Origin of the sequence: Streptomyces thermocarboxydus (genome assembly GCF_024760485.1) — a bacterium.
GTDB classification, from domain to species: Bacteria; Actinomycetota; Actinomycetes; order Streptomycetales; family Streptomycetaceae; genus Streptomyces; species Streptomyces cellulosae.
Genome location: NZ_CP058273.1, coordinates 6,885,174 through 6,911,609 on the forward strand (window position 1 = coordinate 6,885,174; position 26,436 = coordinate 6,911,609).

The following is a 26,436-nucleotide window of genomic DNA, read 5'->3' on the forward strand; positions in this document are numbered from 1 at the left end:
GAACAGAGCGACCCCCATGAAACCCCTGACGATCGTCTCGTCCCGCACGCCCGCCGGCCCCCTCCTCGAGGTGGCCGGCGACCTCGACCACAGCAACGCCCACCACCTGCGCGGGGCCGCTGTCGCCGCGGTCGTCCCCGCCGGGCTGACGCTCGTGCTGGACCTGGGCGAGCTGGGCTTCTGCGACTCCAGCGGCATCACCGCGCTGATCGCCGTCCGCAACCACGTGGTCGCGGCGGGCGCCGCACTGGTCCTCGTGGCCGTCCCCGAGGCGCTGCGCCGGCTGCTGCACCTCACCGGCCTCGACCAGGTCTTCGATCTGCGCGACAGCCACCGCCTCCCGACGACCTGACCGCCCGCCCCTGCCGGGTGAGGCGCCTGTCCCTGCCGGGTGACGCGCCCGCCCTCGCCCGGGTCCACGCACCCCCGGTCCCGGTCCGTACACCGTTGACGAGGGCCGTTCGATTGCTCTTGCGCCATCCGGGGCACCCGGGGTGTGCCGAAAGCGCCGCCGGTGGCTCCTGAGCCGCCGCGGGGCCGGCACAGGACTAGCGCAAGGGGAAACCGGCGGTGACGGTGCGTATCGGAGCAGAGGAAGAATTCCACGTCCTGGACGCGGAGAGCGGGCGACTCGTGCCACGGGCCGGACGCCTGTTGGAAAGACTCGGCACCACCGGTTTCAGCAGCGAGCTGCAACAGTCCGCGGTGGAGAGCAACAGTGAGGTCCACGACACGCTCGACGGGCTCTACGCCGACCTGTCCGGCACCCGGCGACGCCTGGCCGCCGCGGCCGCCCAGGAGGGCCTGGCCGTCGTCGCCGCCGGCACCGTGCCGCTGGCCCGGGTGACCCCGCGCGACGTCACCGCCGACCCCCGCTTCAAGCGGATGGCGGACGAGTACCGCCGGGTCGCCGACGAGCAGCTCATCTGCAGCGCCCAGGTGCACGCCGACGTGCCCGACCGCGACACCGCGGTCCGCGCCATGTGCCTGGTGTCGCCCTGGCTGCCGCCGCTGCTCGCGCTGTCCGCCAGCTCCCCGTACTGGCTGGGCTCCGACACCGGCTACGCCTCCTGGCGCACCATGCTCTGGCAGCGCTGGCCCACCGCGGGCCCGGCCGGCTGCTACCGCGACGCCGCCGAGTACGACGCCGCCGTCGCGGAACTGATCGGCTCCGGCGTCATCAGCGACAGCGGCATGCTCTACCAGGACGTCCGCCCCTCCGCCCACCAGCGCACGCTCGAGCTGCGGATCGGGGACGCCTGCCCGCGCGCCGAGACGGTGGTGCTGATCGCCGGACTGTTCCGGGCGCTGGTGCGCGACGCCTGCCACCGCCTGGAGCGCGGCGCCGGCCCGCGCTGCGACGGCCACCATGAGTGGCTGCGCGCCGCCGGCTGGCGCGCCGCGCGCTCCGGCCTGGAGGGCCCGCTGGTCGACCCGTGGACCCGCCGCGCCGCGCCGGCCCACCTGGTGCTGCGCCGCATGCTGCACCGGCTGCGCCCGGCCCTGGAGGCGTCCGGCGACTTCGCCACGGTGCGCGACCTGCTCGACGAGACGCTCGCCGCCGGCAGCGCCGCACGGTCCGCGAGGCCGCCTGCCGGCCCGGCCGATCTCCCGTGGACCCGCCGCCCGCGCCCCCAGGTCGCCACCACCCATCACGCCAACGGCCGCTCGCGCCTCCACCCGGTCACCGCCCCGGGCACGCCGGGCTGATCCGGCGCACGGGCCCGCGCCGCGTCCGGCGACGGGCCCGCCACCCGATCCCGAACCAGGAGAGTGATCAACTTCCCATGTCCAGGACCAGCCACGCCGTCACCCAGCAGGACACCGCCCCCAGGGACCGGGAACCGAGGGAAGGGAGGAACCACTGATGTGCGGCCTCAGCGGGGAGATACGGCTCGACGGCGGACGGCCCGACATCGCGGCGGTGGAGCGCATGACCGACCGGCTCGCACCGCGCGGCCCGGACGGACGCGGCCTGTGGTCCCAGGGCCCGGTCGCCCTCGGCCACCGCCGGCTGAAGATCATCGACCTGTCGGAGTGCGGCGCCCAGCCCATGACCGACCCGGGCGCCCGCCTCACCGGCGTCTTCAACGGCTGCGTCTACAACTACCGTGAGCTGCGCGACGAACTGCACGCCCTCGGGCACCGCTTCTTCTCGCACTCCGACACCGAGGTCGTGCTCAAGGCGTACCAGCAGTGGGGCGCCGGCTGCGTCGACCGGTTCCACGGCATGTTCGCCTTCGTGATCGTCGAGCAGGACACCGGACGCGTCGTCCTCGCCCGCGACCGGCTCGGCATCAAGCCGCTCTACCTGTCGGCCACGTCGGAGCGCCTGCGGTTCGCCTCCTCGCTGCCCGCCCTGCTCGCGGCAGGCGGCGTCGACACCTCCCTCGACCCGGTCGCCCTGCACCAGTACCTGAGCTGGCACGCCACCGTGGTCGCGCCCCGCACCGTCCTCAACGGCGTGCGCAAGCTGCCCCCGGCCACCGTGCGCGTCGTCGAGCCCGACGGCACCCAGCACGACCGCCGCTACTGGCACCCCCTCCACACCCGGCGCCCCGCGTACGCGGACCTCACCGCCGACGACTGGACCGACGCCGTCCTGGACGCCCTGCGCACCGCCGTGCGCCGCCGCATGGTCGCCGACGTGCCCGTGGGCGTGCTGCTCTCCGGCGGCCTGGACTCCAGCCTGATCGTCGCGCTGCTGGCCGACGAGGGGCAGCGGGACCTGGCGACCTTCAGCGTCGGCTTCGAGTCCGAGGGCGACGAGGACGGCGACGAGTTCCACTACTCGGACCTGGTGGCCCGGCACTTCGACACCCGCCACCACCAGCTGATGGTGCCCTCCGACCGGGTCGCCGGCGCCCTCGACGACGCCGTCCGCGCCATGAGCGAGCCCATGATGAGCCACGACGTGGTCGCCTTCCACCTGCTGTCCGAGCAGGTCGCCAAGGAGGTCAAGGTCGTGCAGAGCGGGCAGGGCGCCGACGAGGTGTTCGCCGGCTACGACTGGTACCCGGCGATGGCGGGCGCGCCCCGCGAGCGCGCCGCCCAGGCGTACATCGACGCCTACGCCGACCGCTCCCACGCCGACATGGCGCATGTGCTGCGGCCGGAGATGCTGCCCGGCCGGGACACCTCGGCCGAGTTCATCCACGAGCACATGGCACAGGACGGCGCCGACACCGCGCTCGACGCGCAACTGCGCCTGGACACCCTGGTGATGATGATCGACGACCCCGTCAAGCGGGTCGACAACATGACCATGGACTGGGGTCTGGAGGCCCGGGTGCCGTTCCTCGACCACGAACTGGTGGAGCTCGCCGCCGCCTGCCCGCCCGAGCTGAAACTCGCCGACGGGGGCAAGGGCGTCCTGAAGGCCGCGGGCCGCCGGGTCCTGCCGCGCGAGGTCGTCGACCGGCCCAAGGGCTACTTCCCGGTCCCGGCGATCCGGCACATGGCCGGGCCCGTCCTCCAGCGGGTCCGCGACACCATGACCGCACCCGAGGCCCGCAATCGCGGCGTCTTCCGTGAGGACTACGTGGAGCGGCTGCTTGCCGAGCCCGACGCCCACCGCACCCGGCGCGGGGCCAACGCCCTCTGGCAGATCGCCCTGCTGGAGACCTGGCTCCAGACCCACGGGATCCGATGACGGCGTCCCGGAACCCCGGCAGCGCGCTCTACGCCCCGGAGTCCGCCCCCCTGGCCGACACCGCGGCGCCGTACGACCTGCCGCCCCCGGCGGTGCACGGCTGCTGGTACCCCTCCGCCGACCCGAGCGGCCGGCATGTCGCGTTCATCTGCGACCGGGCCGGGGTGCCGCAGCTGTGGACCGGTCCCGTCGACGGCCCGGAGGCGCACCGCCTCGACGCCGACCCGCACCCCGTCACGGAGGTGGCCTGGTCGCCGGACGGCCGGTGGATCGCGTACACCACGGCGCCCGGCGGCGGCGAGCTGACCCGGGTGCTGTGCGTACGCCCCGACGGCACCGGCCGGCACCTGCTGGCCGGCGGCGAGTCCGGCACCTCCGCGCGGCTCGGCTCCTGGCAGCACGACGGCTCCGCGATCGCGGTGACCGTCACCGAGTCCGTCCCGCCCGGCCACGCCGACCGGTACCACGCGGAGGCGTCCGTACCGCCCGGCACCGAACACGCCCCGCAGTGGGCGGGCCGCGACGGCCGGGCCGTCCTGCTCGACCCGGCCGGAGGACGGCTCGGGGCGGCCGACGGCGGCGTACGGCCTGCCTCCGACCGGGAGCTGGAGGAGCGGACCCTGTCCGCCTATCTCGTCGACCCGGAGGGCACCGCCGCGCCCGTCCTGCTGTTCAGCGAACGCGGCGCCGCCAACCAGCGGGTGTGCGACCTCAGCCGCGACGGCCGCCTCGCCCTCGTCTACCGGGGCCCGCGCGGACGCCGCGAGGCCCTGGTCGTGCGCACCGAGGACTCCGCCGTGACCTGCGCCTTCCCGGTCGCCGACGGCGACCCCTGGATCGGCGGCTTCTCCCCGTCCGCGGGCACGGTCTGGCTGCGCAGCGACGCCGGACGCGAGTACGCGGCCCTGCTCGCCGCCCACCTGGACCCGCGCGGCGAACTGCGCACCACCCGCGTCGTCGCCGAGCGGGAGGACTGCGGCCTCGAACTCCTCGCCCTCGGCCACGACGGCCGCCGCGCCGTGCTGGCGTGGAACCGGCACGGGGTCAGCGACCTCGAACTTCTCGTGCTCAGGTCCGCTCCGCCGCACGGCACCGGGACGGGCGCCGCGCCCCCGCCCTCGGCCGGCGACGCGCGCCGCGTCGACCTGCCCCACGAGGTCGTCACCCGGATCGCGCCCACCGCCGACCCCGACGCCCCCGTCGTCGCGCTGTCCGGATCGCGTCGCCACCCCGGCGTGTGGTGGCTGCCGCACGGCGCGCCCCTGCGCACCCCCTGGTCCTCCCGCGACGAGGACGCCTTCCCGCCGGGTTTCACCCCGGTGCGCCCCACGCCCGTGCGGCCGGTCGCCCGGGACGGCCTCCAGCTCGGCGGCTGGTACTACCGCGCCCCCGGCCGCTCGCCCGGCGAACCCGCGCCCTGCGTGCTCCATCTGCACGGCGGTCCCGAGGAGCAGGAACGCCCCGTCCTCGACCCCCTGTACCTGGAGCTGCTCAACCGGGGCCTGGACGTGTTCGCCCCCGATGTGCGCGGCTCCTCCGGGCACGGCCGCAGCTTCACCGACGCCGACCTGGGCGCCGGACGCTTCTCCGCCATCAACGACGTCGCGGACTGCGCGGCGCACGTCATGGTGGAGGGCCTCGCCGACCCCCGGCGGATGGCTGTGATGGGCCGCTCCTACGGCGGCTACCTCACCATGGCGTCCCTGGTGTGGCACCCCGACCTGTTCCGCACCGGCGTCGCCGTGTGCGGCATGTCGGACCTGACCACCTTCTTCGCCGGGACCGAGCCGTGGATCGCGCAGTCCGCCGCGCACAAGTACGGCCATCCGGAACGAGACCGCGACCTGCTGCGTGCCCTGTCGCCGATGAGCAGGATCGACTCCCTGCGCGTCCCGGTCCTGGCCGTGCACGGCGAGCACGACACCAACGTGCCGCCCGGAGAGTCCGAGCAGTTCATCAGGGCCGCGCGGGAACGGGGTCTTGAGGCGGAGCTGCTCCTGCTACGTGACGAAGGTCACGATTTCCGCCGTGCCGACAACCGCCGCCTGTTCCGACGCACCGCAGGTGAGTGGCTCGAGCGGCACCTGGCGGGCTGACCTGTCGGACGTACCTGTCACACTTCTTGGGCGTGCGGGGGAGCGATGCGGGTAGTCGCGCGGTGTGATCGAGTAAAAGGCGGACCGGATGGATTCAGTTCCTGTCGACGAGGGGGAAACGGTGTCAGGCGCACCCCGGCTGCGGGCTTCGTACGCCCTGAACGCCGAGGGCGCGTGGATAGCGCAGGCACGCCACCTCGCGGCCGAGTTCCTCGGCCGGGCCCGGACGGAGGACGGCCTGCCGGTGCCGGAGCGCGTGGTGGAGATCACCCAGCTCGTGGTCAGCGAACTGGTGACCAACGCCCGTAAGTACGCTCCGGGCCCCGTCGCACTGGACCTGCGGATCTTCGGCGACGCCGTCGAGGTGGTCGTCCGTGACGGCAACCCGGAGGTGCCGCGGCCCCGGGACGCCGACCCCGGCCGGGTGGGACAGCACGGCCTGGAGATCGTCATGGCCGTCGCCGAGGCCCTCGACGTCCGTCAGGAGGCGGAGGGCAAGAGTGTCGCCGCGCGCATCGCCCTCTCCGTCTGACCGCTTCTCCCTTTCTCAGCCCGTCACCGAGTCGTCTCCGGCACCCGCTCCAGGTGGATCAGGGCGCTCGCCCAGTCGCCGCTCGGCAGACCGACGTCCAGCCCGTACTCCGTCAGCACCGTGGCGTGGTGCACCGCGCCCGTCGCCGTGTCCCGGAAGCGGACGCCCGGCGGCAGCCCCCGCAGCCGCAGCGGCACCCGCGGCGACCCATGGCGCGGGCCGGCGCGGAAGGCCAGCACCACCGCCTCGCTCCCGTCCGGGGCCGCGTACTGCACGGCCGACGTGCCGTCGCCGTACGGGTCGCCGATCCGGTACTGGTCGCCGTGCTGCACCAGATGCCGGATCTCCTTGTAGCGGGCCACCAGCCCGGCGGCCTCGGCCAGTTCCTCCTCGCTCCAGCGGGTGAGGTCCCCGCCGATCCCCAGCAGCCCCGCCATCGCCACGTGGAACCGGAAGCTCAGCGGTACGGACAGCCGGGTGAGCTGATTGGGCACGTCGGTCACCCACGCCGACATCACCCGCGCCGGGTACACCTGGCTGAAGCCCTGCTGGATGCCCAGCCGGTCCACGGCGTCGGTGTTGTCGGACGTCCACGCCTGGTCGGTGCGGGCCAGGATGCCCAGGTCGACCCGGCCGCCGCCCCCGCTGCACGTCTCGATCCGCAGCTCCGGACGGGCAGCACGCAGCCGGTCCAGCACGCCGTACAGGTGGTGCACGTAGCGCGTCCACAGCCGGTCGTTGCCGTCCTCCTGGCCCGGCCAGCCGGACTCGCCGAAGACGCGGTTCATGTCCCACTTGAGGAAGTCCACGCGGTGCTCGGCGACCAGCCGGGTGAGCCAGCCGAACGCCCAGTCGGCGACGTCCTGCCGGGCGAAGTTCAGCACGAGCTGGTTGCGCAGCTCGCTGCGCGGCCGGCCCGGCAGGTGCAGCACCCAGTCGGGGTGCGCCCGGTACAGGTCGCTGTCCGGGTTGACCATCTCCGGCTCCACCCAGACGCCGAACCGCATGCCGAGCCGGTGCACGGCGTCGGACAGCGGCCGCAGACCGTCCGGGAAGCGGTCCGGTGCCGGCGTCCAGTCGCCGAGGCCCGCCCGGTCGCTGCGGCGGGCGCCGAACCAGCCGTCGTCCACGACGTAGAGCTCCACCCCGAGCCGCGCCGCCCGCTCGGCGAGCGCCAGCTGGCTCGCCTCGTCCACGTCGAAGCCGGTGGCCTCCCAGGAGTTGTAGAGCACCGGCGCCGTCTCGTCCGCGTGCCGCAGCACATGGGTCCGGACGTACGCGTGCCACGCCCGGCTCGCCGCGCCGAAACCGCCGTCGGTGAACAGCCCGGCCGCCACCGGCGTGGTGAACTCCTCGCCCGGTGCGAGCGGTACGCGCGTCCCCTCGTGACCCACGCCGCCGGTCAGCCCCGCCCGCCCGTCCGGCGTGCGCTGCACGGTGATCCGCCAGCTGCCGCTCCACGCCAGGGCCGTGCTCCACACCCTGCCCCGGTCCTCGTCGGCGGTGCCGTCGTCGAGCATGGTCCAGGGGTTGGCTTGATGGCTGGTGATGCCGCGCCGGCTGGTCAGCACGGTCTCCCCGTACGGCAGCCGCTCCCTGTGCAGCCGCGTCTCCGCCGACCACTGGCCGGTGACATGGCTCAGCCGGTAGTCCGCCAGCGGCGGCAGCGTCCACGCGGCGGAGTCGGCGCGCAGCAGGTCCACCCGCTCGTCGCCGTCGTTGCGCAGCACGGTCCAGCGCTCGATCACGTCCGTGTCGGCGCGCACCCGGTAGTGCAGCGCGACCGACAGCGGGACCACCCGGTCCCGGAACTCCAGGACCAGCTCCTCACAGGCCGGTACGGAGTCGTCCACCCGGTGGCCGGCGGGCTCCCACTCGAAGGCGCGGGAGCCGTCCGCGTACCGCACCTGGAGCGAGGGCGGCCCGTAGCGGGTGCCGCCGTCCACGGGCAGTTCCTCGCCCACGGCCGGCCGGCCCTCGAAGCTGTTCGACGGCTCCGCGAAGGGCGCCGCCAGCGCGTCCGCCTCCCCGGGGGTGAGGCGGGGGCCCCACGCCACATGACAGGGCGCGCCGGTCTCGTCGATCCGCAGCGCGTACGACGTGCGCGGGGTGGTCAGCAGCCAGACCCCGGTGTCCGGGGAGCGGGTGATGAGCGGCATGGTGCCTCACGATCGGCGTCGGGGGATTGCACCGCACACCCAAGCCTGGCCTTCGATCGCGTGTCAAGAGTGGTTCCCATCTTGCATTTACAAGGCGGAAGAGGGCCTCTCATGGCCTTCAAAAGAAAGAGCAGCTCTTTCATTGACACCGGAAATTAAGGACCCTAAGTTCCCGGCCATGCCCTCGACCCCGCCCGCCGAGACGTTCCCGGCGCACACCCCGGCCGCCTCCCAGATCTTCACCACCGTCCTGACGCACGGCCCCCTGACCCGGCAGGAGGCGGCCCGGCGGACGGGCCTGTCCCCGGCCGCGGTCACCAAGGCGGTACGGCCGCTGATCGAGGCCGGCTTCCTGGTGGAGGACGCGGGCGCGGAGACCCGGCCGGCGCTGGGCCGCCCGGCCAACCCGGTGCGGGTCGACGGCGGCCGGGCGCTGTTCATCGGGCTGAAGGCGACCGGTGACGAGATCATCGGCGTGCTCACCGACCTGTGCTGCCGCATCCGCGTCGCCCGGCGCGTCCCCCTGACCGGCCGCGCGCCGCGCGAGGTGCTCCCGGTCGCCGCCGACCTCGTACGGGAACTGCTCACCGAGGCCGAGGGGTTCGGCGTCCAGGTCCTGGGGCTCGGCATCGCCGTCGCGGGTGACGTGGACCGCGCCACGGGCACCGTGCGCTTCTCGCCCTTCCTGGAGTGGCGCGACGTCCCCCTCGTCGCGCTCGCCGAGGAGGCGAGCGGGCTGCCGGTCACCGTCGACAACGACGTCCGCGCGCTGACCGTGGCCGAGCAGTGGTTCGGCGACGGCGTGGGCCTGTCCGACTTCGCCGTCGTCACCGTGGGCGCGGGCATCGGCTGCGGGCTCGTGGTGCACGGGCGGGTCGTCTCCGGCTCGCACGGCGTCGCGGGCGAGATCGGCCATGTCCAAGTCGTCCCGGACGGCCCGCCCTGCCGCTGCGGCGACCGCGGCTGCCTGGAGGCCGTCGCCTCCGACGCGGCGATCACCGCCCGGGTCCGCGAGGTGACCGGCGTCCCGGTCGCCGACGCCACGGAGGCCCTCGCCCTGGCCCGCGCGGGCGACGAGGGGGCGCGCGCCGTCTACGCCCGGGCGGGGGAGGCCATCGGCCGGGGGATCGCCACCGTGGCCAATCTGCTCGGTCCGGAGCGCGTGATCATCTCCGGTGAGGGTCTCGCCGCGTACGACCTGTTCGCCGGGCAGGTCCGTGACGCCTTCGCCGCGGCCGCGTTCGGCTCCGCAGCCCGCTGCGAGCTGCGCACCCGCCCGCTGCCGTTCGAGGAGTGGGCCCGGGGCGCCGCCGCCACGGCCATCCAGTCCTTCGCCGGGCGCTGACGCCCGGGCCGGGACCGGGAGATGAACGGCCGATGACGGCCTGATGCAGCCGGTGCCGGGCCGCACAGGTGCAGTTAATCTCACTACGGGTCACTTCATCATCACGGGACACGTGGGAGGCGACGCTGAACACCACCACGCTCCACCCTCGAAGGACTCCCCCGCGGGGGATCCGGCTGCGCGGGCTGTTCGTCCTGGCCCTGCTCGCCGCCCTCCTCGGTCCCACCCCCTCGGCGGCCGGGACCGCACCGCCCCGGCACGACGTGGTCACCTGGGCGACCAGCGCCTTCCGGCTGGGCTCGGGTGTGCCCGACCGCGCCTACCGGCTGGTGGTGCACACCAGCGTCGGCGGCGACCGGATGCGCGTACGGCTCTCCAACGCCTTCGGCGACCGGCCGCTCACCTTCGACAGCGTGTACGCCGGTCTCCAGCAGGAGGGCGCCGCCCTGCTCCCCGGCAGCAACCGCCGGGTCACCTTCGACGGCCGCACGAGCGTCACGATCCCGCCCGGCGGCCTCGTCCTCGGCGACCCGCTCCCCGGCCGGGTCCGCGCCCGCACCAACCTGGTCGTCAGCCTGCACAGTCCCGACGCAGGCGGTCCCGCCACCGGGCACCGGCTGGCCATGCAGACCTCGTACCTCACCCAGGGCGACCACACCGCCGACGAGAGCGCCGTCCCCTGGACGAGGACCGTCACGTCCTGGTTCTACCTGGACGCCGTCACCGTCCGCGCCCCCGCCCGTACCGGCGCGGTCGTGGCGCTCGGCGACTCCATCACCGACGGCTGGGAGTCCACCACGGACCTCAACCGCCGCTGGCCCGACCACCTCTCCCGCCGCCTCCAGCACTCCCTCGCCACCACCGTCCGGGGCGTGGCCAACGCGGGCATCTCCGCCAACAAGGTGCTCGCGGACACCGCCTCGCCCAGCGCCCTGAACCGCCTCGACCGCGACGTGCTGTCCCACCCGGGCGTCCGCACGGTCCTGCTGTTCGAGGGCGTCAACGACCTCAAGGCGCACACCGGCGTCACGGCCCAGGACCTGATCGACGGCTACCGGCAGCTCACCGACCGCGTCCACGCGGCCGGGCACTGCGTGGTCGCCGCCACGATCGCGCCGTTCAAGGGCTGGTCCGAGTGGGACCCGGAGGGCGAGGCGGTCCGTCAGGAGGTCAACGCGTTCATCCGCTCCGGCGGGCCGTTCGACGCCGTGGCCGACTTCGACCGGGCCGTGCGCAGCCCCGACGACCCCGAGTCCGTCCGGCCCGAGTACGACAACGGCGACCACCTCCACTTCACCGACGAGGGCATGCGGGCGATGGCCGACGAGGTCCGCCTGAAGGACCTGGAGTGCGCCGGGGGGCCCAGGCGCTGACCCCGCCCGGCGCTCCACGGGAGAACCGGGCGACCCGGTGTCCGGCGCACCGGGCGCGGACGGAACAATGCAGGTCCCGGCACGGTTCTCACTGAGGAACGTCGCAGCACACCTGGGAGAAGGGCGACACACGATGACAAGGACCGAGGAGAAGGCGCTGCTCGCGGGCGGCTGCTTCTGGGGCATGCAGGAGCTGATCCGCACGCTGCCGGGCGTGCTGAGCACCCGGGTGGGGTACAGCGGCGGCGACGTCCCCAACGCGACCTACCGCAACCACGGCACCCACGCCGAGTCCATCGAGATCACCTACGACCCGACGGTCACCGACTACCGGACGATCCTGGAGTACTTCTTCCAGATCCACGACCCGACGACGAAGAACCGCCAGGGCAACGACATCGGCATGAGCTACCGCTCCGCGATCTTCTACTACGACGACGAGCAGAAGCGCGTCGCCGAGGAGACCATCGCCGACGTCGACGCGTCCGGACTGTGGCCGGGCAAGGTGGTCACCGAGGTGACGCCGGCCGGTGACTTCTGGGAGGCCGAGCCGGAGCACCAGGACTACCTCCAGCGCTACCCGGACGGCTACACCTGCCACTTCCCGCGGCCCAACTGGCGGCTGCCGAAGCGCGCGGCGTCCTGAGCCGACGGCCCGACACGACAGGGGCGCGCCCGCCGAGCGGGCGCGCCCCTGTCGTACGCGGACGTGACGCGACGTCACACCACGCGTGAGATCAGCTCCTGGAGGTACAGCCCGCGCGCCGCGTCCGGGGCGGTCGTGACACCCGTGCGCACCGCCGTGGCGAACTCCCGGCGCAGCACCGGCCAGCACTCCTCGTGGTCGATCTCCGCCGTGTCGTACACCAACGGCTCCCCGGCGCCGAACAGTTCGACGCGGGTGATCGCGCGCGGCACGTTCACCGCGCCGGACAAGGACGCCTGGCTGACCGCGCCGTTCTCGTGCTCGCAGGTCAGTTCCAGCCAGGTGCGGGAGTCGCCGGTGCCGCGGATCGCCTTGACCGGCCCGACCGCCGCGTCCAGCAGGTCCAGCAGATGCGGGCCCAGGTCCAGCAGCGCGCCCTGCTCCAGCCGCCAGCCCGTCGCGAACTCCCCGCCCAGGAAGGCGCCGTGGAGATAGCAGGAGCGGGCGCCGGACACCTCGGCGTCCCGTGCGGCGGCGAGGAACGCCCGGGTCACCGGGTGGTACCGCTTGGTCAGCACGAGCTGCGAGACCACGCCCGCCTCGGCCACCGCGTCCGCGACACGCCGGGCCGCGTCCAGGCCGGGGCCGAGCGGCTTCTCCAGCAGCAGCGCCTTGCCGCGCCGCGCGGCCAGGGGAGCCAGCTCGGCCTGCACGGCGGGCGGCACGGCGAACGCCACCGCCTCGCACCGGTCGAGCAACTCCTCGAAGGATGCGGCCACATGGGCCCCGTACGGGACCGCCGTCTCGTGAGCGGCTTCGGCGCGGCGGGCCCAGACGGCGGTGAGCCGGGTCTCGGGTCCCGCCGCGAGGATCCGGGCGTGCATGGCGCGAGCCCAGGGGCCGGCGCCGACCAGGCCGACCTCGACGGGCCGGCGGGTCCAGGGGGAGAAGGTCACGGTCGTCCTGACTTCGGCGCGAGGATCCCGGCGAGCCGGGCGTCCGCACGCGCGGGGGAGTAGAGATGCTCGACGACCGTGGTCGCGGCCCCGATGAGGCCGGCGTGGTCGCCGAGGCGGGAGGTGACGATCTGGAGGTTGGCCGTGGTGCGGGGCATGGCCCGCTGGTAGAGCAGCTCGCGCACGCCGGTCATGAACGGCACCCCGGACAGGTCCCCGGCGAGCATCAGCACCCCGGGGTTGAGCAGGGTGACCACGGTGACCAGCACCTCGCCCACCCGGCGGCCCGCCTCACGCGCGAGCCGGATCGCGTCCGGATGGCCCTCGGCGAGCAGCCGCCTGACGTCCGAGCCGGACGCGGCGTTGCCGTCCGCCCCGGACAGCTCCTTCGCCAGGGCCCGGCCGCTCGCCACGGCCGCCAGACAGCCGTACGAGCCGCACATGCACAGCGCGTCGGTGCGGTCGTGCACCCGGATGTGCCCGATGTCGCCGGCGCCGCCGTCGATGCCCCGGTACACGTGCCCGTCGACGACCACGCCGGCGCCGATGCCGGTGGACACCTTCACCAGCACGAACGCGCCGCAGTCCCGGTGGTTGGCCTGCTGCTCGGCCAGCGCCATCAGGTTGGCGTCGTTGTCCACCAGCACCGGCACCGGCCCGCCCTCCAGACTCGCGCCCACGTGCCGCGCGTACGCCTTCTGGAGGCGCTCGCGGATGGGGTAGCGGTCCCAGCCGGGCATGATGGGCGGCTCCACGACCTGGCCGACCTCCCAGTCGACCGGGCCGGGCACCGACAGGCCGACCCCGCAGACCCGTGAGGCGTCGGCGCCCGCCGCGGCGATCAGGTCGGGGAACCACCGGGTGACGTGGTCCAGGACGTGGTCCGGGCCCTCGGTGATGTCCAGCGGCCCGGTGTGCTCGGCGAGGATCGTGCCGGTCAGGTCGAGCACCGCCGCCCGGGCGTGACGGGTCTCCAGGTCCACGGCCACCACCGAGGCGTGCGTGGGGTCGAAGACGATCCGCTCCGACGGGCGGCCCCCGGTGGATGCGCCCGTGGTGTGCCGCAGCCAGCCGGCCCGGTTCAGCAGGTCGAGCCGCTGCCCCACGGTGGACCGGGACAGCCCGGTGGCGCGTTGCAGGGCGGCCCGGGTGTTGGCACGGCCGCTGCGGATCAGGTCCAGCAGTCCGCCCGCGCTGACCGGCTGCGGCGTCGTCACACGTTCCCCCATGGCGTCAGCTCTTGTCGGCGCCGCTGGTGAGGCCTTCGGTGAGCAGCCGTTCGGCGGCGAAGAACAGGAATACCACGGGGATCGTCAGCACCACCGAACCGGCCATCAGAACCGTCTTCGGCACCTCGACGCCGTTGGACAGCTGCGCGAGACCCAGCGACACCGTCCACGAGTCGGGGTCGGCGGCCAGGAACAGCAGGGCGAACAGGAACTCGTTCCACGCGATCATGAAGACGTACAGGCCGGTCGCCATCAGCGAGGGCAGCGCCAGCGGCAGGATCACCTTCCGCACGGTCTGCAGCCTGCTGCACCCGTCCAGCGCCGCCGCCTCCTCGATCGAGTACGGGATGGTGACCAGGTAGTTCTTCAGCATGTACACCGACACCGGCACCGTCTGCGCCACGTACACCACGGCGAGGCCCACCAGGCTGGAGGACAGCCCCATCCTGGCGAAGATCACGAACAGCGGGACGGCGAGCAGCGTCGCGGGGAACAGGTAGACGGCCAGGAACAATGCGCTGACCTGCCGGTGACCGAAGAACTTCAGCCGGCTCACCGCGTAGGCGCCGGGCACCGCCGCCGCCAGCGTCAGCAGCACCGTACCGAGCGACACCAGCGCCGAGTTGAGCAGGAACCGCATGAAGCCCTGCCCGCCGGCGTCGGTGGACCGCAGCACGTCCTGGTAGGTGGACACGGTGAAGTCCTTCGCCGACAGCCACAGGGACCCCGGGTCCAGCAGCAGCGCGTCGATGGGCTTCAGGGACAGCAGGAGCATGTAGTAGAAGGGCAGCAGGGTGATCGCCGCGAGGAACGCGATCACCAGCCACTTCAGGACGCCGAGGACGCGGTCCTCGACCTGGGCCCGGGACAGGGCGGTCTTGCCGGTCACGCTTCCTCCTGGACCTTGTTGCCGAAGAACTTGAAGTAGAAGCCCAGCAGGATCATCAGCGAGGCGGCGAGCACGAGGGCCTGGGCCGCGGCGGCGCCGACGTCGTAGCGGGCGGTGAGGAAGTCGTAGACCCGGACGGCCGCGACGTCGGTGCCGGCGCCGCCGCCGGTCAGCAGGTAGACGTCGTCGAACTTGTTGAACGTCATGATGAACCGCAGCACGCACAGCAGCGCGATCACCGGCATCAGCTGGGGGAGCAGGATGTGCCGGAAGCGCTGGAGCGGCGTCGCGCCGTCGACGGTCGCGGCCTCCTCCAGCACGGAGGGCACGGCCTGGAGCCGGGCGAGGATGAACAGGAACGCGAAGGGGAAGTACCGCCAGCACTCGAACGCGATGACGGTGAGCAGCGCGAGCGGAATGTCGAAGTGCGCCCCGAGGACGTTCACTTCGTACGCGCGGGTGGACAGGAAGGCGATGGGGTCGTCCCAGCCGAACAGGCGGCTGCCCCAGTCGTTGACGATGCCGTACTGCGGGCTGAGCGCGACCTCCCACACGAACGCGACGGCCACTACGGGCGCCACGTACGGCAGCAGCATCGCGGCCCGCAGCAGACCGCGCCCGCGGAACGGCTTGCGCAGCGCGAGCGCGGCGACCAGCCCCAGCAGCACCGAGCCGGCGGTGCTGCCCGCGGTGTAGATGAGGGTCGTCTTCAGGCTCGACCAGAAGCCGGCCGAGGCGAACACGTCGGAGAAGTTGTCCAGCGACCAGTTGCCGAACAGGCCCATGCCCTGGATGTCGACGAGCTTGGCGTCCTGGAAGGCCAGCAGCACCGTCCAGGCGATGGGCAGGACGACCACCACCAGGACGACCAGGAAGGTGGGGGAGACGAAGGCCAGGCCCGCGCGGTTGGCGCGGCTGCGGGCGGTCGCGGGGCGGCGGTCCGGCCGGCCGGGGCCGCCCGTGGGCCGGGGCGAGGGGGTCCGGCGCTTCTGCGCGCCGGCGGGGGCAGTTGTCATGGAAGGACCTTTGTGGCGTGCGGGCGGCTGCTACTGGAGGGACTGCTGCAGTTCGGAGATCTCTTCGTCGGCCTCGCGTGCCGTCTCCCCGGGCGAGGACTGACCGCTGGTCATCGCGCCCACGGCCTTGGGGACGGGCAGCTCGCCGTTGGTCGCGCCGACCAGGGCGCCGTCGCCCTGGGTGATGCCCCAGCGGCGCAGGTTCGTGATGCCCTCGGCGAGCTGGTCGAGCAGCTCGGGCGGGTAGACCTCGTCGAACGGCTTCTTGGTGTCGACGCCGATCTCGCTGTTGCGCCAGGCGTCGAGATAGCGGTCGGGGTCCTCCTGCGTGCCGCGCCGGACCGGGATCTTGCCCTCGGGGGCCATGCCGAACCACGACTCGTAGCCGTCGCTCGTCATGTACTGGATGAACTCGCGGGAGGCGGCCGTCTCGGCGGTCTTCGTCGTCACCCAGGAGGTGATCTCGCCGAACTGCGCGGGCTCGGCGGCGTCCGGGCCCTTCATCGAGGTCACGATGCCGCTGTGGTCGGCCAGATAGCTCGGGTCCTTGCGGCACTCGGGGCAGCTGGGCAGCGCGTCCTTGCGCAGACCGGCCAGCTCGTCCAGCAGGAACGAGGACCAGACGATCATCGAGGACCGGCCGGAGAAGTAGGTGGCGCGGGTGGAGTCCACGGTCTGCGTGCCGGGGGCGCCGTACTCCCGGGCCAGCCGGTCGTAGGTGCGGAACGCCGTCTCGCACTGCGGTGAGTCGAGGGCCACCTCGTGCTGGTCGTCGACCAGTTGGCAGTCGTTGGCGAGCGCGATGCTCTCGAAGCTCTGCGAGGTGAAGACGTCGCCGGGGTCGGTGGCCGCGGAGACGCCGTCGTGCCCCTTGGTGGTGAGGGCCTCGGCGGCGGTCAGCGCCCGCTCGTAGGTGTCGGGCGCGGCCAGCTTCTTCCGGTCGAAGTCGTCCTGACGGTAGACCATCAGCTGGAGCCAGGAGTCCGAGGGGACGCTGAGGCTGGTCGCGCCGTCCGAGGTCAGCTCCAGGGCGTTGGCGTTGAACGTGTCCCGCCCGTGCCCGTCGATGACCTGCTTCGGGATCTCCGTGTTGAGCAGGCCGTTGCTGTACATCTGCCAGACCTGCCCCATCGGCACGGCGCCGATGACGTCCGGCAGTTCACCGGCCGCCGCGGCGGACATGATCAGCTGGGGCAGCTGGCCCTCGTCGACCGTGACGAGCTGGACGTCGATCCCGGTCTTCTTCTCGAACCCGGCGACGGTCTTCCGGGTCGCCGCGGCCCGGTCCGGGAGGTTCTCCAGGGACCACACCTTGATCTTGCGGTCCGGGGCGCCGGGCCCGGTGGTGCCGGTGGAACAGCCGGCCAGCAGCCCGCTTCCCAGGGCTGCCGCGACGCCGACCGCGGTCATCCGCGACCGCAGGGTCCTCAAGCGCATTGCACGTCCTCGTGTCGACTTACGTCTGCTGACAGCGCATCTCAGCATCACTTTTGCTTGTTGACAAGACATAAGTTCGGGATATCGTCGACGCAACCTGCCCACCGCACCCTCCGGAGAGCCATCCGTGGAACGCGTCGTCCAGTTCACCGGCCCCCGTCACGTGGAGATCGCCGAGCACGAGAGAGAGCCTCTGCCGCCGGGTCACCTGCGGGTGCGCACCCGCTATTCGGGCATCTCCGCGGGCACCGAACTCACCGCGTACCGCGGCACGAATCCGTATCTGACCCGTACCTGGGATCCTGAGGCGCGCCTCTTCCGTGAGGGTGCGGCCGGCATCGAGTACCCGGTCGCCGGCTGGGGCTACTCCGAGGTCGGCGAGGTCGTCGAGGTCTCCCCGGAGTTGGACGGCACCCCTGGACTTCCCGTCACAGGTGACCTCATATGGGGCATATGGGGGCATCGCAGTGAAGGAATCGTCCCCGCCGAACGTGTCATCGGTCACACCCTCCCGGACGGACTCGACCCGCTCGCCGGCGCCTTCGCCCGGGTCGGCGCCATCGCCTACAACGCCGTCCTGGCAGGCGACATCCACCTCGGCGAGGACGTCGCCGTCTTCGGGCAGGGCGTCATCGGCCTGCTCACCACCCGCCTCGCCCAGCTCAGCGGCGCCCGCGTCACCGCCGTCGACGCCCTCGACGGCCGCCTCGGCACCGCCCGCCGCTACGGCGCCCACACCACCCTCAACGCCCGCACCGACCAGGTCGCCGAACGCGTCCGCGAGGCCACCGGCGGACTCGGCGCCGACCTCGCCATCGAGATCAGCGGCGCCTACCCCGCACTCCACGAGGCCCTGCGCTCCGTCGCCGTCGGCGGACGCGTCGTCGCCTCCGGCTTCTACCAGGGCGACGGGATCGGCCTGCGGCTCGGCGACGAGTTCCACCACAACCGCGTCCAGCTCGTCTGCTCCCAGATCGGCGGCGTACCGCCCCAGCTCTCCGGACGCTGGAGCGTCGAACGCCTCCAGCAGACCTTCCTGCGGCTGGTCGCCGAGGGCCAGGTCGACGTCACCTCCCTGGTCAGCCATGTCGTCCCGGCCGCCGACGCGGCGGACGCCTACGTCCTGCTGGACGAGCGGCCCGCCGAGGCCCTTCAGGTCGTCCTGGAATTCTGAGAGCCCGAAAGGCCCCCCACATGCTCAAGACCGCCGTACAGGAGCAACTCCTGCCCGGAGACACCCTCCAGGCCAAATGGGAGTTCGCCCAGCAGGCCGGATACGACGCGATCGAACTCCGCGGCAAGGGCGGCCTGCACTTCGCCTCCCGCCTCGACGAGCTGAAGCAGGCCCGCAAGGACGGCGTCGTCATGCCGACCGTGTGCGTCGACATGCTCCACTTCCTGGGCGCCTTCGACGAGGACCTGCGCCGCGACGCCCTCACCCAGATGAAGTCCCAGCTCACCGCCATCGCCGAGATCGGCGGCACCGGCGCGCAGACCCCCGCCTCCTACGGCATGTTCTCCCGCCGCCTGCCGCCCTTCGAACCGCCGCGCAGCGAGGCCGAGGACCGCGAGATCCTCCTCGCCGGACTGACCGAACTCGGCGAGCACGCGCGCCGGGAAGGTGTCACGCTCTTCCTCGAACCGCTCAACCGCTACGAGGACCACATGGTCAACCGACTCGACCAGGCCGCCGACCTGATCCGCGCCACCGGCCTGGACTCGGTGCGGATCGGCATCGACAGCTACCACATGAACATCGAGGAGCCCGACCCCGCCGCCGCGATCCTCGCCCACGCCGACCTCATCGGCCACGCGCAGGTCTCCGACTCCAACCGCTTCCAGCCCGGCGCGGGACACCTCGACTGGCGTGCCTGGCTCACCGCCCTGCACACCATCGGCTACGACGGCCACCTCGCACTGGAATGCCGGCTCACCGGCGACCCCGTGGAGGCCGTCCGCTCCGTCCCCGCCTTCCTGAAGAGGTCCGGCGCGTGAAGACCACCCTCCTCGACCGGCAGACCCCCCTCGACCGGCCCGCGCCCACCGCGTCCGCAGACCACCTGACACTGCGGCGCGGTGCGGCGCGGGTCCTCCTCGGCAACTGGACCGGAGCCTCCACCGTCCCCTCCCGCACCCTCTACCCGCACCAGTGGAGCTGGGACTCGGCGTTCATCGCCATCGGCCTGCGCCACCTCTCCGTGCGCCGCGCCCAGCAGGAACTCGAGTCGCTGCTGGCCGGCCAGTGGGCCGACGGACGCCTCCCGCACATCGTCTTCAACCCCGAGGTCCCGTACGGCGCCTACTTCCCGAGTCCCGACTTCTGGCGGTCCTCCCGCGCGGGCCACGCCGCGGGCGCCCCCGCCGCACCCGAGACCTCCGGCATCGTCCAGCCCCCGGTGCACGCGCTCGCCGCCTGGCTGGTGCACCGCGCCGACCCCGCCGAGTCCGCCCGGCGCGGCTTCCTGGCCCGGGTGCTGCCCCGCCTCACCGCCTGGCACGACTACCTCCTGACCCGCCGTGACCTCGGCGGCGGGGGACTGGCGGCGGTCGTCCACCCGTGGGAACCCGGCATGGACAACAGCCCCGCCTGGGACCGCGCCCTCGCCCGCGTCGAACCGGCCGCCGGCACCTTCCGCCGCGCCGACCTCGACCACGGCGACCCCGCCGACCGGCCCACCGACCTGGACTACGGCCGCTACGTACGGCTCGCGTCCACCTACCGCGAGGCCGGCTACGACGACCGCGCCACCCGCCACGAGTTCGCCCTGGAGGACCCCGGCTTCAACGCCCTCCTCGTCACCGGCGAACTCGCCCTCGCCCGCATGGCGGACCACCTCGGGCAGGACGGCGCCCGCCACACCGAACGAGCCGCCGAGCTCACCCGCCGGCTCGTGGACCGCCTGTGGGACGACGACGCCGGGATCTTCCGCGCCCGCGACCTCGTCGACGGCACCCTCGTCGACCACACCGGCATCGCGGGCCTCCTCCCGCTGGTCGTCCCCGGACTGCCCGCCGACGTCGTCCGCGCCCTGACGGACACCCTGGACGGCCCGCACTTCGAGGCGCCCGCCACCGGGCTCGTCCCCAGCAACGACCTGACCGGCACGACCTTCGACGCCACCCGCTACTGGCGCGGCCCCGCCTGGTTCAACACCGCCTGGCTCGTCGAACGCGGGCTGCGCACCCACGGCCGGGACGCACGGGCCCACACCCTGCGCGAGGCAGTGCTCGCGGAGGCCGGACGCACCGGCTTCGCCGAGTACGTCGACCCGCTGACCGGCGAGGGCCGCGGCGCCCGCCAGTTCTCGTGGACGGCCGCCCTCGCCCTGGACCTGCTCCACACCGGCCACGACCCGGACGTGCCGGCCTCCCACCACGACGCGCCCCTGTCCCGCACCGACCAAGAGGAGCTCTCCCGATGACCGAGACCACCGGGCGCGTGCAGCTCGTGCGCGACGGCACGCTCGCCCGACTGGGCCCGGCCGGCGACATCGACGGCGTGGGCGGCACCGCCCCCGACGGACTGTTCGCCCACGACGCGCGCCACCTCAGCCGCTGGCAGCTCCGCGTCGCCGGGGCCGCGCCCGTCACGCTCCGGCCCGCCGAGGAGGACCCGGCCGGCGCCTCCTCCGTCAGCGTCCTGACCCCCGCCGGCACCCGCGAGGCCCCGCCCGCCTACACGGTGTTCCGCGACCAGAGCGTCACGGGCGGCGTCCTCACCGAGCGCCTGACCTTCGTCAGCAACCTCCCCGAGCCGGTCACCGCGGAACTGGAGCTCACCGCCGACGCGGACTTCGCCGACCTCTTCGAACTCCGCGCCGACCGGCGGACGTACGAGCGGCCCGGCGCCGAGCACACCGCCCAGCCGGTGCACGGAGGCGTCCGGTTCGACTACCGCAGGGACGACTGGCACTCCCGTACGGTCGTGGAGTGCGAGCCCGCCCCCGAATCCGTGCGCGAGACGCCGGACGGCGGCACCGCCCGCACCCTGCGCTGGCAGCTCGCCCTCGAACCGCACGGCAGGGCCGAGCTGCGCCTCCTCGTCCACGCCCGCCCGCACACGCCCGTCCTGCCCGTCCCCCGCAGGACGGCGCACGTCCCGTCGCCCTCGGGGCCCGGCGCGTCCGACCTGGACCGCGCCTTCGACCAGGGCATGACCGACCTCGACCTGCTGACCGTCCACGCCACCGGCGTCGACGGCGAGGACCTCGCGGTCCCCGCGGCCGGCAGCCCCTGGTTCCTCACCCTGTTCGGCCGGGACTCCCTCCTCACGTCCCACTTCCTGCTGCCCTACGCGCCGGAGACCGCCGCCGCCACGCTCAGCGCGCTCGCCGCCACCCAGGGCCAGACCTACGACGCGTTCCGCGGCGAGCAGCCCGGCCGCATCGTCCACGAGGTCCGCAAGGGCGAACTCGCCCACTTCAAGCAGATCCCCTACGGGCGCTACTACGGCACCGTCGACGCCACCCCCCTCTTCCTGGTCCTGCTGCACGCCCACCACGAGACCACCGGCGACCGCACGCTCGCCGCGCGCCTGGAGCAGCACGCCCGCCGCGCCGTCGACTGGATGCTCACCGACGGCGGACTCCAGGAGCGCGGCTACCTCGTCTACACCCCGGACCCGGGCGGCCTGCTCAACCAGAACTGGAAGGACTCCCCGGGCTCGATCTGCTTCGCCGACGGCACGGTCGCCGAGGGTCCCCTCGCCGTCTCCGAGGTGCAGGGCTACGCCTACGACGCGCTGCTGCGCACCGCCCGGCTGGCCAGGGACGTCTGGGACGACGAGGACTACGCCCGCCGCCTCGACGACCTCGCGGCCGGACTGCGCGAGCGCTTCCTGCGGGACTTCTGGATGCCGGAGGCCGGCTTCCCCGCGCTCGCCCTGGACGGCGAGGGCCGGCAGGCCGACGCCCTGGGCTCCGACGCGGGCCATCTGCTGTGGTCGGGCATCCTCGACGAGGATCGGGCCCGTGTCACCGGGCGGCGGCTGCTGGAGCCGGACTTCTTCTCCGGCTGGGCCGTACGGACCCTCGCGAGCGGACAGGCGCCCTACCATCCGCTGTCGTACCACTGCGGCAGCGCCTGGCCGCACGACAACGCGCTGATCGCGCTGGGCCTCGCCCGGTACGGCCTCGGCGACGAGGTGCGCGCCCTCGCCGACGGGCTCGCCGCGGCCGCCGCCCGCTGCGGCCACCGGCTGCCCGAGGTGTTCGCCGGGTACGGCCGCGCGGACGCCCCCGCCCCGGTGCCGTACCCGCACTCCTGTTCGCCGCAGGCGTGGGCGGCGGCCACCCCGGCGGCCCTGCGCACCGCGCTCGGCCAGGTGTGACGGAAGGGGCTCCTCCCGGTGGGAGGGGCCCCTTTCCCCGGTGAGGCTCAGCCGAACATGCCGGGCTGGTAGTCGCCCGCGGGCTGCTGGTTGATGACGTTGATCCGGTTGTAGGCGTTGATGATCGCTATCAGCGAGATCAGCGCGGCGAGCTGGTCCTCGTCGTAGTGCTTCGCCGCGTTCGCCCACGCCTCGTCGGTGACCCCGCCGGCCGCGTCCGCGATCCGGGTGCCCTGCTCGGCCAGTTCGAGCGCGGCGCGCTCCGCCTCCGTGAAGACGGTGGCCTCGCGCCAGGCGGCGACCAGGTTGAGACGCAGCTGGGTCTCGCCCGCGGCGGCGGCGTCCTTGGTGTGCATGTCGGTGCAGAAGCCGCAGCCGTTGATCTGGCTGGCGCGGATCTTCACCAGCTCCTGGGTGGCGTGCGGCAGACCGGCGTCCCCCGCGGCCTTGCCCGCCGAGTTGATGTGCCGCAGCACCTTGCCTGCGACGGGGTTGGCGAAGAAGTCGATACGCGCGTTCATGTGCTCTCCATGGTCGGTCCGTCGTGACGGTGTCGCTTCACTGACGGAACAGCCCCGCGATGTGTGACAGCCCCCGCCGTGTGACCTACGTCTCATCGCTCCGTGTCGTCGTACGACGCGGCGTCCGGCGGGCACCGGACCTGCCGATAACCTTTCCGGGTGGACGGGGAGCGGGGGTGCCGGGTGGGCGAGCGTCGGGAACGCGACTGGACGGCGATGACGCCCGGGGACTTCGACAGCGAGGCCCCGCTCTGCCTCAACGTGGGCACCGGCCCCGTCGTCGTCCCCGCCGAACCGGACGAGTACGGCACCGCGCCGCTCTTCGGCGACGAGGTCCCGGAGCGCCGTCCCGCCCCGCGCCGCGCCGGCCCGCGCCGGCCTGGCCCCGAGGCCGAACAGGGGCAGCTCTTCTGACACCGGATCACTCCCGGACCGCTTCGGCGTGAAATCGGTGTGCCTTGAAACGGTCGTGAGGGGTACGCGGCGGGAGCGGTCGGATCACCGGGAGGGAAGGTGCGCGGAGACCCGGACGGTGTGACGCGGGGGCCGGGGGGCCCGAGGTCACTCCAACGGCGGGCGTCTCCTGCGCGGGGCAACGAGCCATGAGACGTTGACGGAGGTCGACGTCCCTTTCGCACCTTGCGTCCCGAGGTCACCCGCAGTCGGCAAGTGAAGCAGCACGGCCACCCCGTCGTGGCCGGTCCGAAGCGGAGGAGCAACATCCAATGAGCGAGGCCAACCCCGTCCGTCGCGCCGTCAAGAAGGTCGCCCAGGCCCTGGAGGACGGCGTCTCGGCACCGTCCGACGGCATCCCCGGCCGTCCCGCCCCCGAACCGCCCACGGTGGAGCGGCCGGTGGAACCCCGTGAGCCGCTGCCGCCCAAGCCCGACCAGAGCGGCCCCGCCACCGTCTCGCCCACCGGTTCCCCCACGGGCGCCGACCAGGCCCGTATGGCCCAGTCCGGCAGCCATCTGACGAACGCCCAGGGCACCCGGCTGTACGACACCGACCACTCGCTCAAGGCGGGCCCGCGCGGCCCGGTCCTGCTCCAGGACCACCATCTGCGCGAGAAGATCATGCACTTCGACCACGAGCGCATCCCGGAGCGCGTGGTCCACGCCCGCGGAGCCGGCGCGCACGGCGTCTTCCAGAGCTACGGCACGGCCGCCTCCGTGACCAAGGCCGGCTTCCTCGGCCCGGACGTCGAGACACCGGTCTTCGTACGCTTCTCCACGGTCGTCGGCTCGCGCGGCTCCGCCGACACCGTGCGCGACACCCGCGGCTTCGCGACGAAGTTCTACACCAGCGAGGGCGTCTTCGACCTGGTCGGCAACAACATCCCGGTCTTCTTCATCCAGGACGCCATCAAGTTCCCCGACGTCGTGCACGCCGCCAAGCCGCACCCGGACCGGGAGATCCCGCAGGCCCAGAGCGCCCACGACACCTTCTGGGACTTCGTCTCGCTGCACACCGAGGCCACCCATCACACCATCTTCTTCATGGGCGACCGGGGCATCCCGCGCTCGTACCGGATGATGGAGGGCTTCGGCGTCCACACCTTCCGCCTCGTCAACGCGGAGGGGAAGACGACCCTGGTCAAGTTCCACTGGAAGCCCAAGCTGGGCGTGCACTCCCTGGTGTGGGACGAGGCGCAGCTCATCAACGGCAACGACCCCGACTTCCACCGCCGTGACCTCGCCGACGCGATCGAGGCGGGCGCCTACCCGCAGTGGGAGCTGGGCATCCAGACCTTCCCCGACACCCCGGACCAGACCTTCGAGGGCATCGACCTGCTCGACCCGACGAACATCGTCCCGGAGGAGCTGGCCCCGGTGCAGCCCGTCGGGCTGATGACGCTCAACCGCAACCCCTCGAACTTCTTCGCGGAGACCGAGCAGGTCGCCTTCCACGTCGGCCACCTCGTGCCCGGCATCGACGTCACCGACGACCCGCTGCTCGCCGGCCGGCTGTTCTCCTACCTCGACACCCAGATCACCCGGCTCGGCGGCCCCAACTTCCCGCAGCTGCCCATCAACCGGCCGCACGCGCCCGTCAACGACATGCTCCGCGACGGCATGCACCAGACCGCCGTGCACCGGGGCGTCGCGCCGTACCAGCCCAACTCCCTCGACGGCGGCTGCCCGTTCACCGCGGGCGCCGACATGGGCGCCTTCGTCGAGACGCCGGTGACCGTGCCCGAGGGGCGGAAGGTGCGCGAGGCGCCGGAGTCCTTCTCCGACCACTTCAGCCAGCCCCGCCGCTTCTGGCTCTCCATGAGCCCGGTGGAGCGCGAGCACATCATCGGCGCGTACATCTTCGAGCTGGGCAAGTGCTACGAGGAGGCCATCCGCGTCCGCACGCTCCAGGTGCTGGCCAACATCGACCCCGAACTGTGCTCCCGGGTCGCGGACGGGCTCGGCCTGCCCGCGCCGGAACCGACGGTGCCGCTCGCCGACGTCGAGCCCAGCCCGGCGCTGTCCCAGCTCGGCGGGACGTGGCCGGTCGACGGGCGCGTCATCGGCATCCTCACCGGCCCCGACGGCGACCTGGAGGGCGTGCACGCGGTGCGGGACGCCGTGCTGGAAGCCGGGATGATCCCGCTGGTCGTCGCGCCGAAGGCCGGCACGGTCGGTACGGGCGACCACGCCCTGACGGCGCAGCGCAGCCACGTCACGGCGCGGTCGATCGAGTTCGACGCGGTGCTGCTCGCCGGGCCGCCGGCCGTGGGTCCGGACGCGGTGGGGGCGACGGACGGGAAGGGGGCGCCGGGGGCCGGGGCGGCTGCTCCCGACCCGCGGGTCGCGCAGCTGCTCCAGGAGGCGTTCCGTCACGGGAAGGCGATCGGGGCGTGGGCGGGAGGTGAGGCGGGGCTGGAGGCCGCGGGCGTTCCCGTCGACGCGCCGGGTGTCGTGGTGACGGACTCCGGCCCGTCGGCCCTGGACCAGATCCGCACGCTGCTCGGTTCCCACCGGGTGTGGGAACGGTTCACGCCGGGGGCGTGAGGGCCGCCTGCGGCGCGCGGACGGCTGCGGGTACGTAGTGGCTGGTCGCGCAGTTCCCCGCGCCCCTAAGGCGTTGCACTCACGGTGAGCGCAACCCACCCAAGGGACGCGGGGAACTGCGCGCTAAGCCCCCACCGGACCCGCACCCGCACCGGACGGGCACCCCCTCGGGGGCGCGGGGAACTGCGCGATCAACCCCCACCGACCCGCACGTGCCCGGGACCGGTGCCACCCGCCCCTTCAGGGGCGCGGGG

At 73.2% G+C, this 26,436-nt stretch carries 21 protein-coding genes; 14 read left to right on the top strand and 7 right to left on the bottom strand.

Annotated features, from left to right (window positions below; translation table 11 throughout):
• Positions 1-16 precede the first annotated feature (16 nt).
• The 5 genes from AY578_RS31485 to AY578_RS31505 all read left to right on the top strand — a co-directional run bounded on the left by AY578_RS31485 (position 17) and on the right by AY578_RS31505 (position 6,280).
• The gene (locus tag AY578_RS31485; RefSeq protein ID WP_028961002.1) at positions 17-352 is read left to right on the top strand and encodes an STAS domain-containing protein; all 336 of its coding nucleotides are present in this window, start codon (positions 17-19) and stop codon (positions 350-352) included.
• 218 nt (positions 353-570) lie between these two features.
• Positions 571-1,710, top strand: a complete 1,140-nt coding sequence (locus AY578_RS31490; protein ID WP_258906637.1) for a carboxylate-amine ligase — start codon at positions 571-573, stop codon at positions 1,708-1,710.
• A gap of 157 nt (positions 1,711-1,867) precedes the next feature.
• Complete coding sequence (locus tag AY578_RS31495; protein WP_137209952.1) at positions 1,868-3,652, top strand: N-acetylglutaminylglutamine amidotransferase; 1,785 nt, start codon at positions 1,868-1,870, stop codon at positions 3,650-3,652.
• Positions 3,649-5,748: a S9 family peptidase gene (locus tag AY578_RS31500; protein ID WP_136237492.1), complete on the top strand. Its 2,100-nt coding sequence runs from the start codon at positions 3,649-3,651 to the stop codon at positions 5,746-5,748. Before AY578_RS31495 ends, AY578_RS31500 begins: the two co-directional genes overlap by 4 nt.
• A gap of 88 nt (positions 5,749-5,836) precedes the next feature.
• Positions 5,837-6,280, top strand: coding sequence for an ATP-binding protein (locus AY578_RS31505; RefSeq protein WP_026244188.1), 444 nt, complete (start codon positions 5,837-5,839; stop codon positions 6,278-6,280).
• Between the two features lie 23 nt (positions 6,281-6,303).
• Here AY578_RS31505 and AY578_RS31510 read toward each other — a convergent pair whose 3' ends face one another.
• Positions 6,304-8,439: an alpha-galactosidase gene (locus AY578_RS31510; RefSeq protein ID WP_161108666.1), complete on the bottom strand. Its 2,136-nt coding sequence runs from the start codon at positions 8,437-8,439 to the stop codon at positions 6,304-6,306.
• Between the two features lie 178 nt (positions 8,440-8,617).
• Between AY578_RS31510 and AY578_RS31515 the strand changes: the two genes are divergently transcribed.
• The 3 genes from AY578_RS31515 to msrA all read left to right on the top strand — a co-directional run bounded on the left by AY578_RS31515 (position 8,618) and on the right by msrA (position 11,803).
• Positions 8,618-9,784: an ROK family transcriptional regulator gene (locus tag AY578_RS31515; protein WP_161108665.1), complete on the top strand. Its 1,167-nt coding sequence runs from the start codon at positions 8,618-8,620 to the stop codon at positions 9,782-9,784.
• A gap of 263 nt (positions 9,785-10,047) precedes the next feature.
• On the top strand, positions 10,048-11,157 hold the full coding sequence (locus AY578_RS31520; RefSeq protein WP_215188919.1) for an SGNH/GDSL hydrolase family protein: 1,110 nt from the start codon (positions 10,048-10,050) through the stop codon (positions 11,155-11,157).
• Positions 11,158-11,290: 133 nt separating this feature from the next.
• The gene (gene msrA / locus AY578_RS31525; RefSeq protein ID WP_019527300.1) at positions 11,291-11,803 is read left to right on the top strand and encodes a peptide-methionine (S)-S-oxide reductase MsrA; all 513 of its coding nucleotides are present in this window, start codon (positions 11,291-11,293) and stop codon (positions 11,801-11,803) included.
• 74 nt (positions 11,804-11,877) lie between these two features.
• On the opposite strand, the gene AY578_RS31530 is transcribed toward msrA, so the two are convergent.
• The 5 genes from AY578_RS31530 to AY578_RS31550 are packed head-to-tail and all read right to left on the bottom strand — an operon-like array spanning position 11,878 to position 17,330.
• Positions 11,878-12,759, bottom strand: a complete 882-nt coding sequence (locus AY578_RS31530; protein ID WP_019527301.1) for a Gfo/Idh/MocA family protein — start codon at positions 12,757-12,759, stop codon at positions 11,878-11,880.
• Positions 12,756-13,988 (bottom strand): ROK family transcriptional regulator, encoded by a 1,233-nt coding sequence (locus tag AY578_RS31535; RefSeq protein ID WP_028961009.1) that lies wholly within the window; start codon positions 13,986-13,988, stop codon positions 12,756-12,758. The genes AY578_RS31530 and AY578_RS31535 overlap by 4 nt, the downstream gene beginning before the upstream one ends.
• A gap of 4 nt (positions 13,989-13,992) precedes the next feature.
• Entirely contained in the window at positions 13,993-14,877 is an 885-nt protein-coding gene (locus tag AY578_RS31540) for a carbohydrate ABC transporter permease (RefSeq protein WP_019527303.1), read from the bottom strand.
• A complete protein-coding gene (locus tag AY578_RS31545; protein WP_019527304.1) occupies positions 14,874-15,893 on the bottom strand; it encodes a carbohydrate ABC transporter permease in 1,020 nt (339 codons plus the stop codon). The genes AY578_RS31540 and AY578_RS31545 overlap by 4 nt, the downstream gene beginning before the upstream one ends.
• A gap of 30 nt (positions 15,894-15,923) precedes the next feature.
• Positions 15,924-17,330: an ABC transporter substrate-binding protein gene (locus tag AY578_RS31550; RefSeq protein ID WP_136237488.1), complete on the bottom strand. Its 1,407-nt coding sequence runs from the start codon at positions 17,328-17,330 to the stop codon at positions 15,924-15,926.
• A 127-nt stretch (positions 17,331-17,457) separates the two neighbouring features.
• Between AY578_RS31550 and AY578_RS31555 the strand changes: the two genes are divergently transcribed.
• Genes AY578_RS31555 through AY578_RS31570 form a run of 4 tightly spaced genes read left to right on the top strand, consistent with a single transcriptional unit; the run spans position 17,458 to position 22,659 of the window.
• Positions 17,458-18,504 (top strand): zinc-dependent alcohol dehydrogenase, encoded by a 1,047-nt coding sequence (locus AY578_RS31555; RefSeq protein WP_019527306.1) that lies wholly within the window; start codon positions 17,458-17,460, stop codon positions 18,502-18,504.
• A gap of 20 nt (positions 18,505-18,524) precedes the next feature.
• Positions 18,525-19,325 carry a sugar phosphate isomerase/epimerase family protein gene (locus tag AY578_RS31560; protein ID WP_136237487.1) on the top strand — a complete coding sequence of 267 codons (801 nt, stop codon included), beginning with the start codon at positions 18,525-18,527 and terminating at the stop codon, positions 19,323-19,325.
• Positions 19,322-20,752 (top strand): MGH1-like glycoside hydrolase domain-containing protein, encoded by a 1,431-nt coding sequence (locus AY578_RS31565; RefSeq protein WP_136237486.1) that lies wholly within the window; start codon positions 19,322-19,324, stop codon positions 20,750-20,752. The genes AY578_RS31560 and AY578_RS31565 overlap by 4 nt, the downstream gene beginning before the upstream one ends.
• Positions 20,749-22,659, top strand: coding sequence for an amylo-alpha-1,6-glucosidase (locus tag AY578_RS31570; protein WP_136237485.1), 1,911 nt, complete (start codon positions 20,749-20,751; stop codon positions 22,657-22,659). The genes AY578_RS31565 and AY578_RS31570 overlap by 4 nt, the downstream gene beginning before the upstream one ends.
• 47 nt (positions 22,660-22,706) lie before the next feature.
• Here AY578_RS31570 and AY578_RS31575 read toward each other — a convergent pair whose 3' ends face one another.
• Positions 22,707-23,180 (bottom strand): carboxymuconolactone decarboxylase family protein, encoded by a 474-nt coding sequence (locus AY578_RS31575; protein WP_019527310.1) that lies wholly within the window; start codon positions 23,178-23,180, stop codon positions 22,707-22,709.
• 183 nt (positions 23,181-23,363) lie between these two features.
• Here AY578_RS31575 and AY578_RS31580 point away from each other — a divergent pair, with 183 nt between their 5' ends.
• Together AY578_RS31580 and AY578_RS31585 are read left to right on the top strand one after the other, a co-directional pair.
• Positions 23,364-23,594, top strand: coding sequence for a hypothetical protein (locus AY578_RS31580; protein WP_019527311.1), 231 nt, complete (start codon positions 23,364-23,366; stop codon positions 23,592-23,594).
• A gap of 311 nt (positions 23,595-23,905) precedes the next feature.
• A complete protein-coding gene (locus tag AY578_RS31585) occupies positions 23,906-26,182 on the top strand; it encodes a catalase (protein WP_028961016.1) in 2,277 nt (758 codons plus the stop codon).
• Positions 26,183-26,436: the final 254 nt, after the last annotated feature.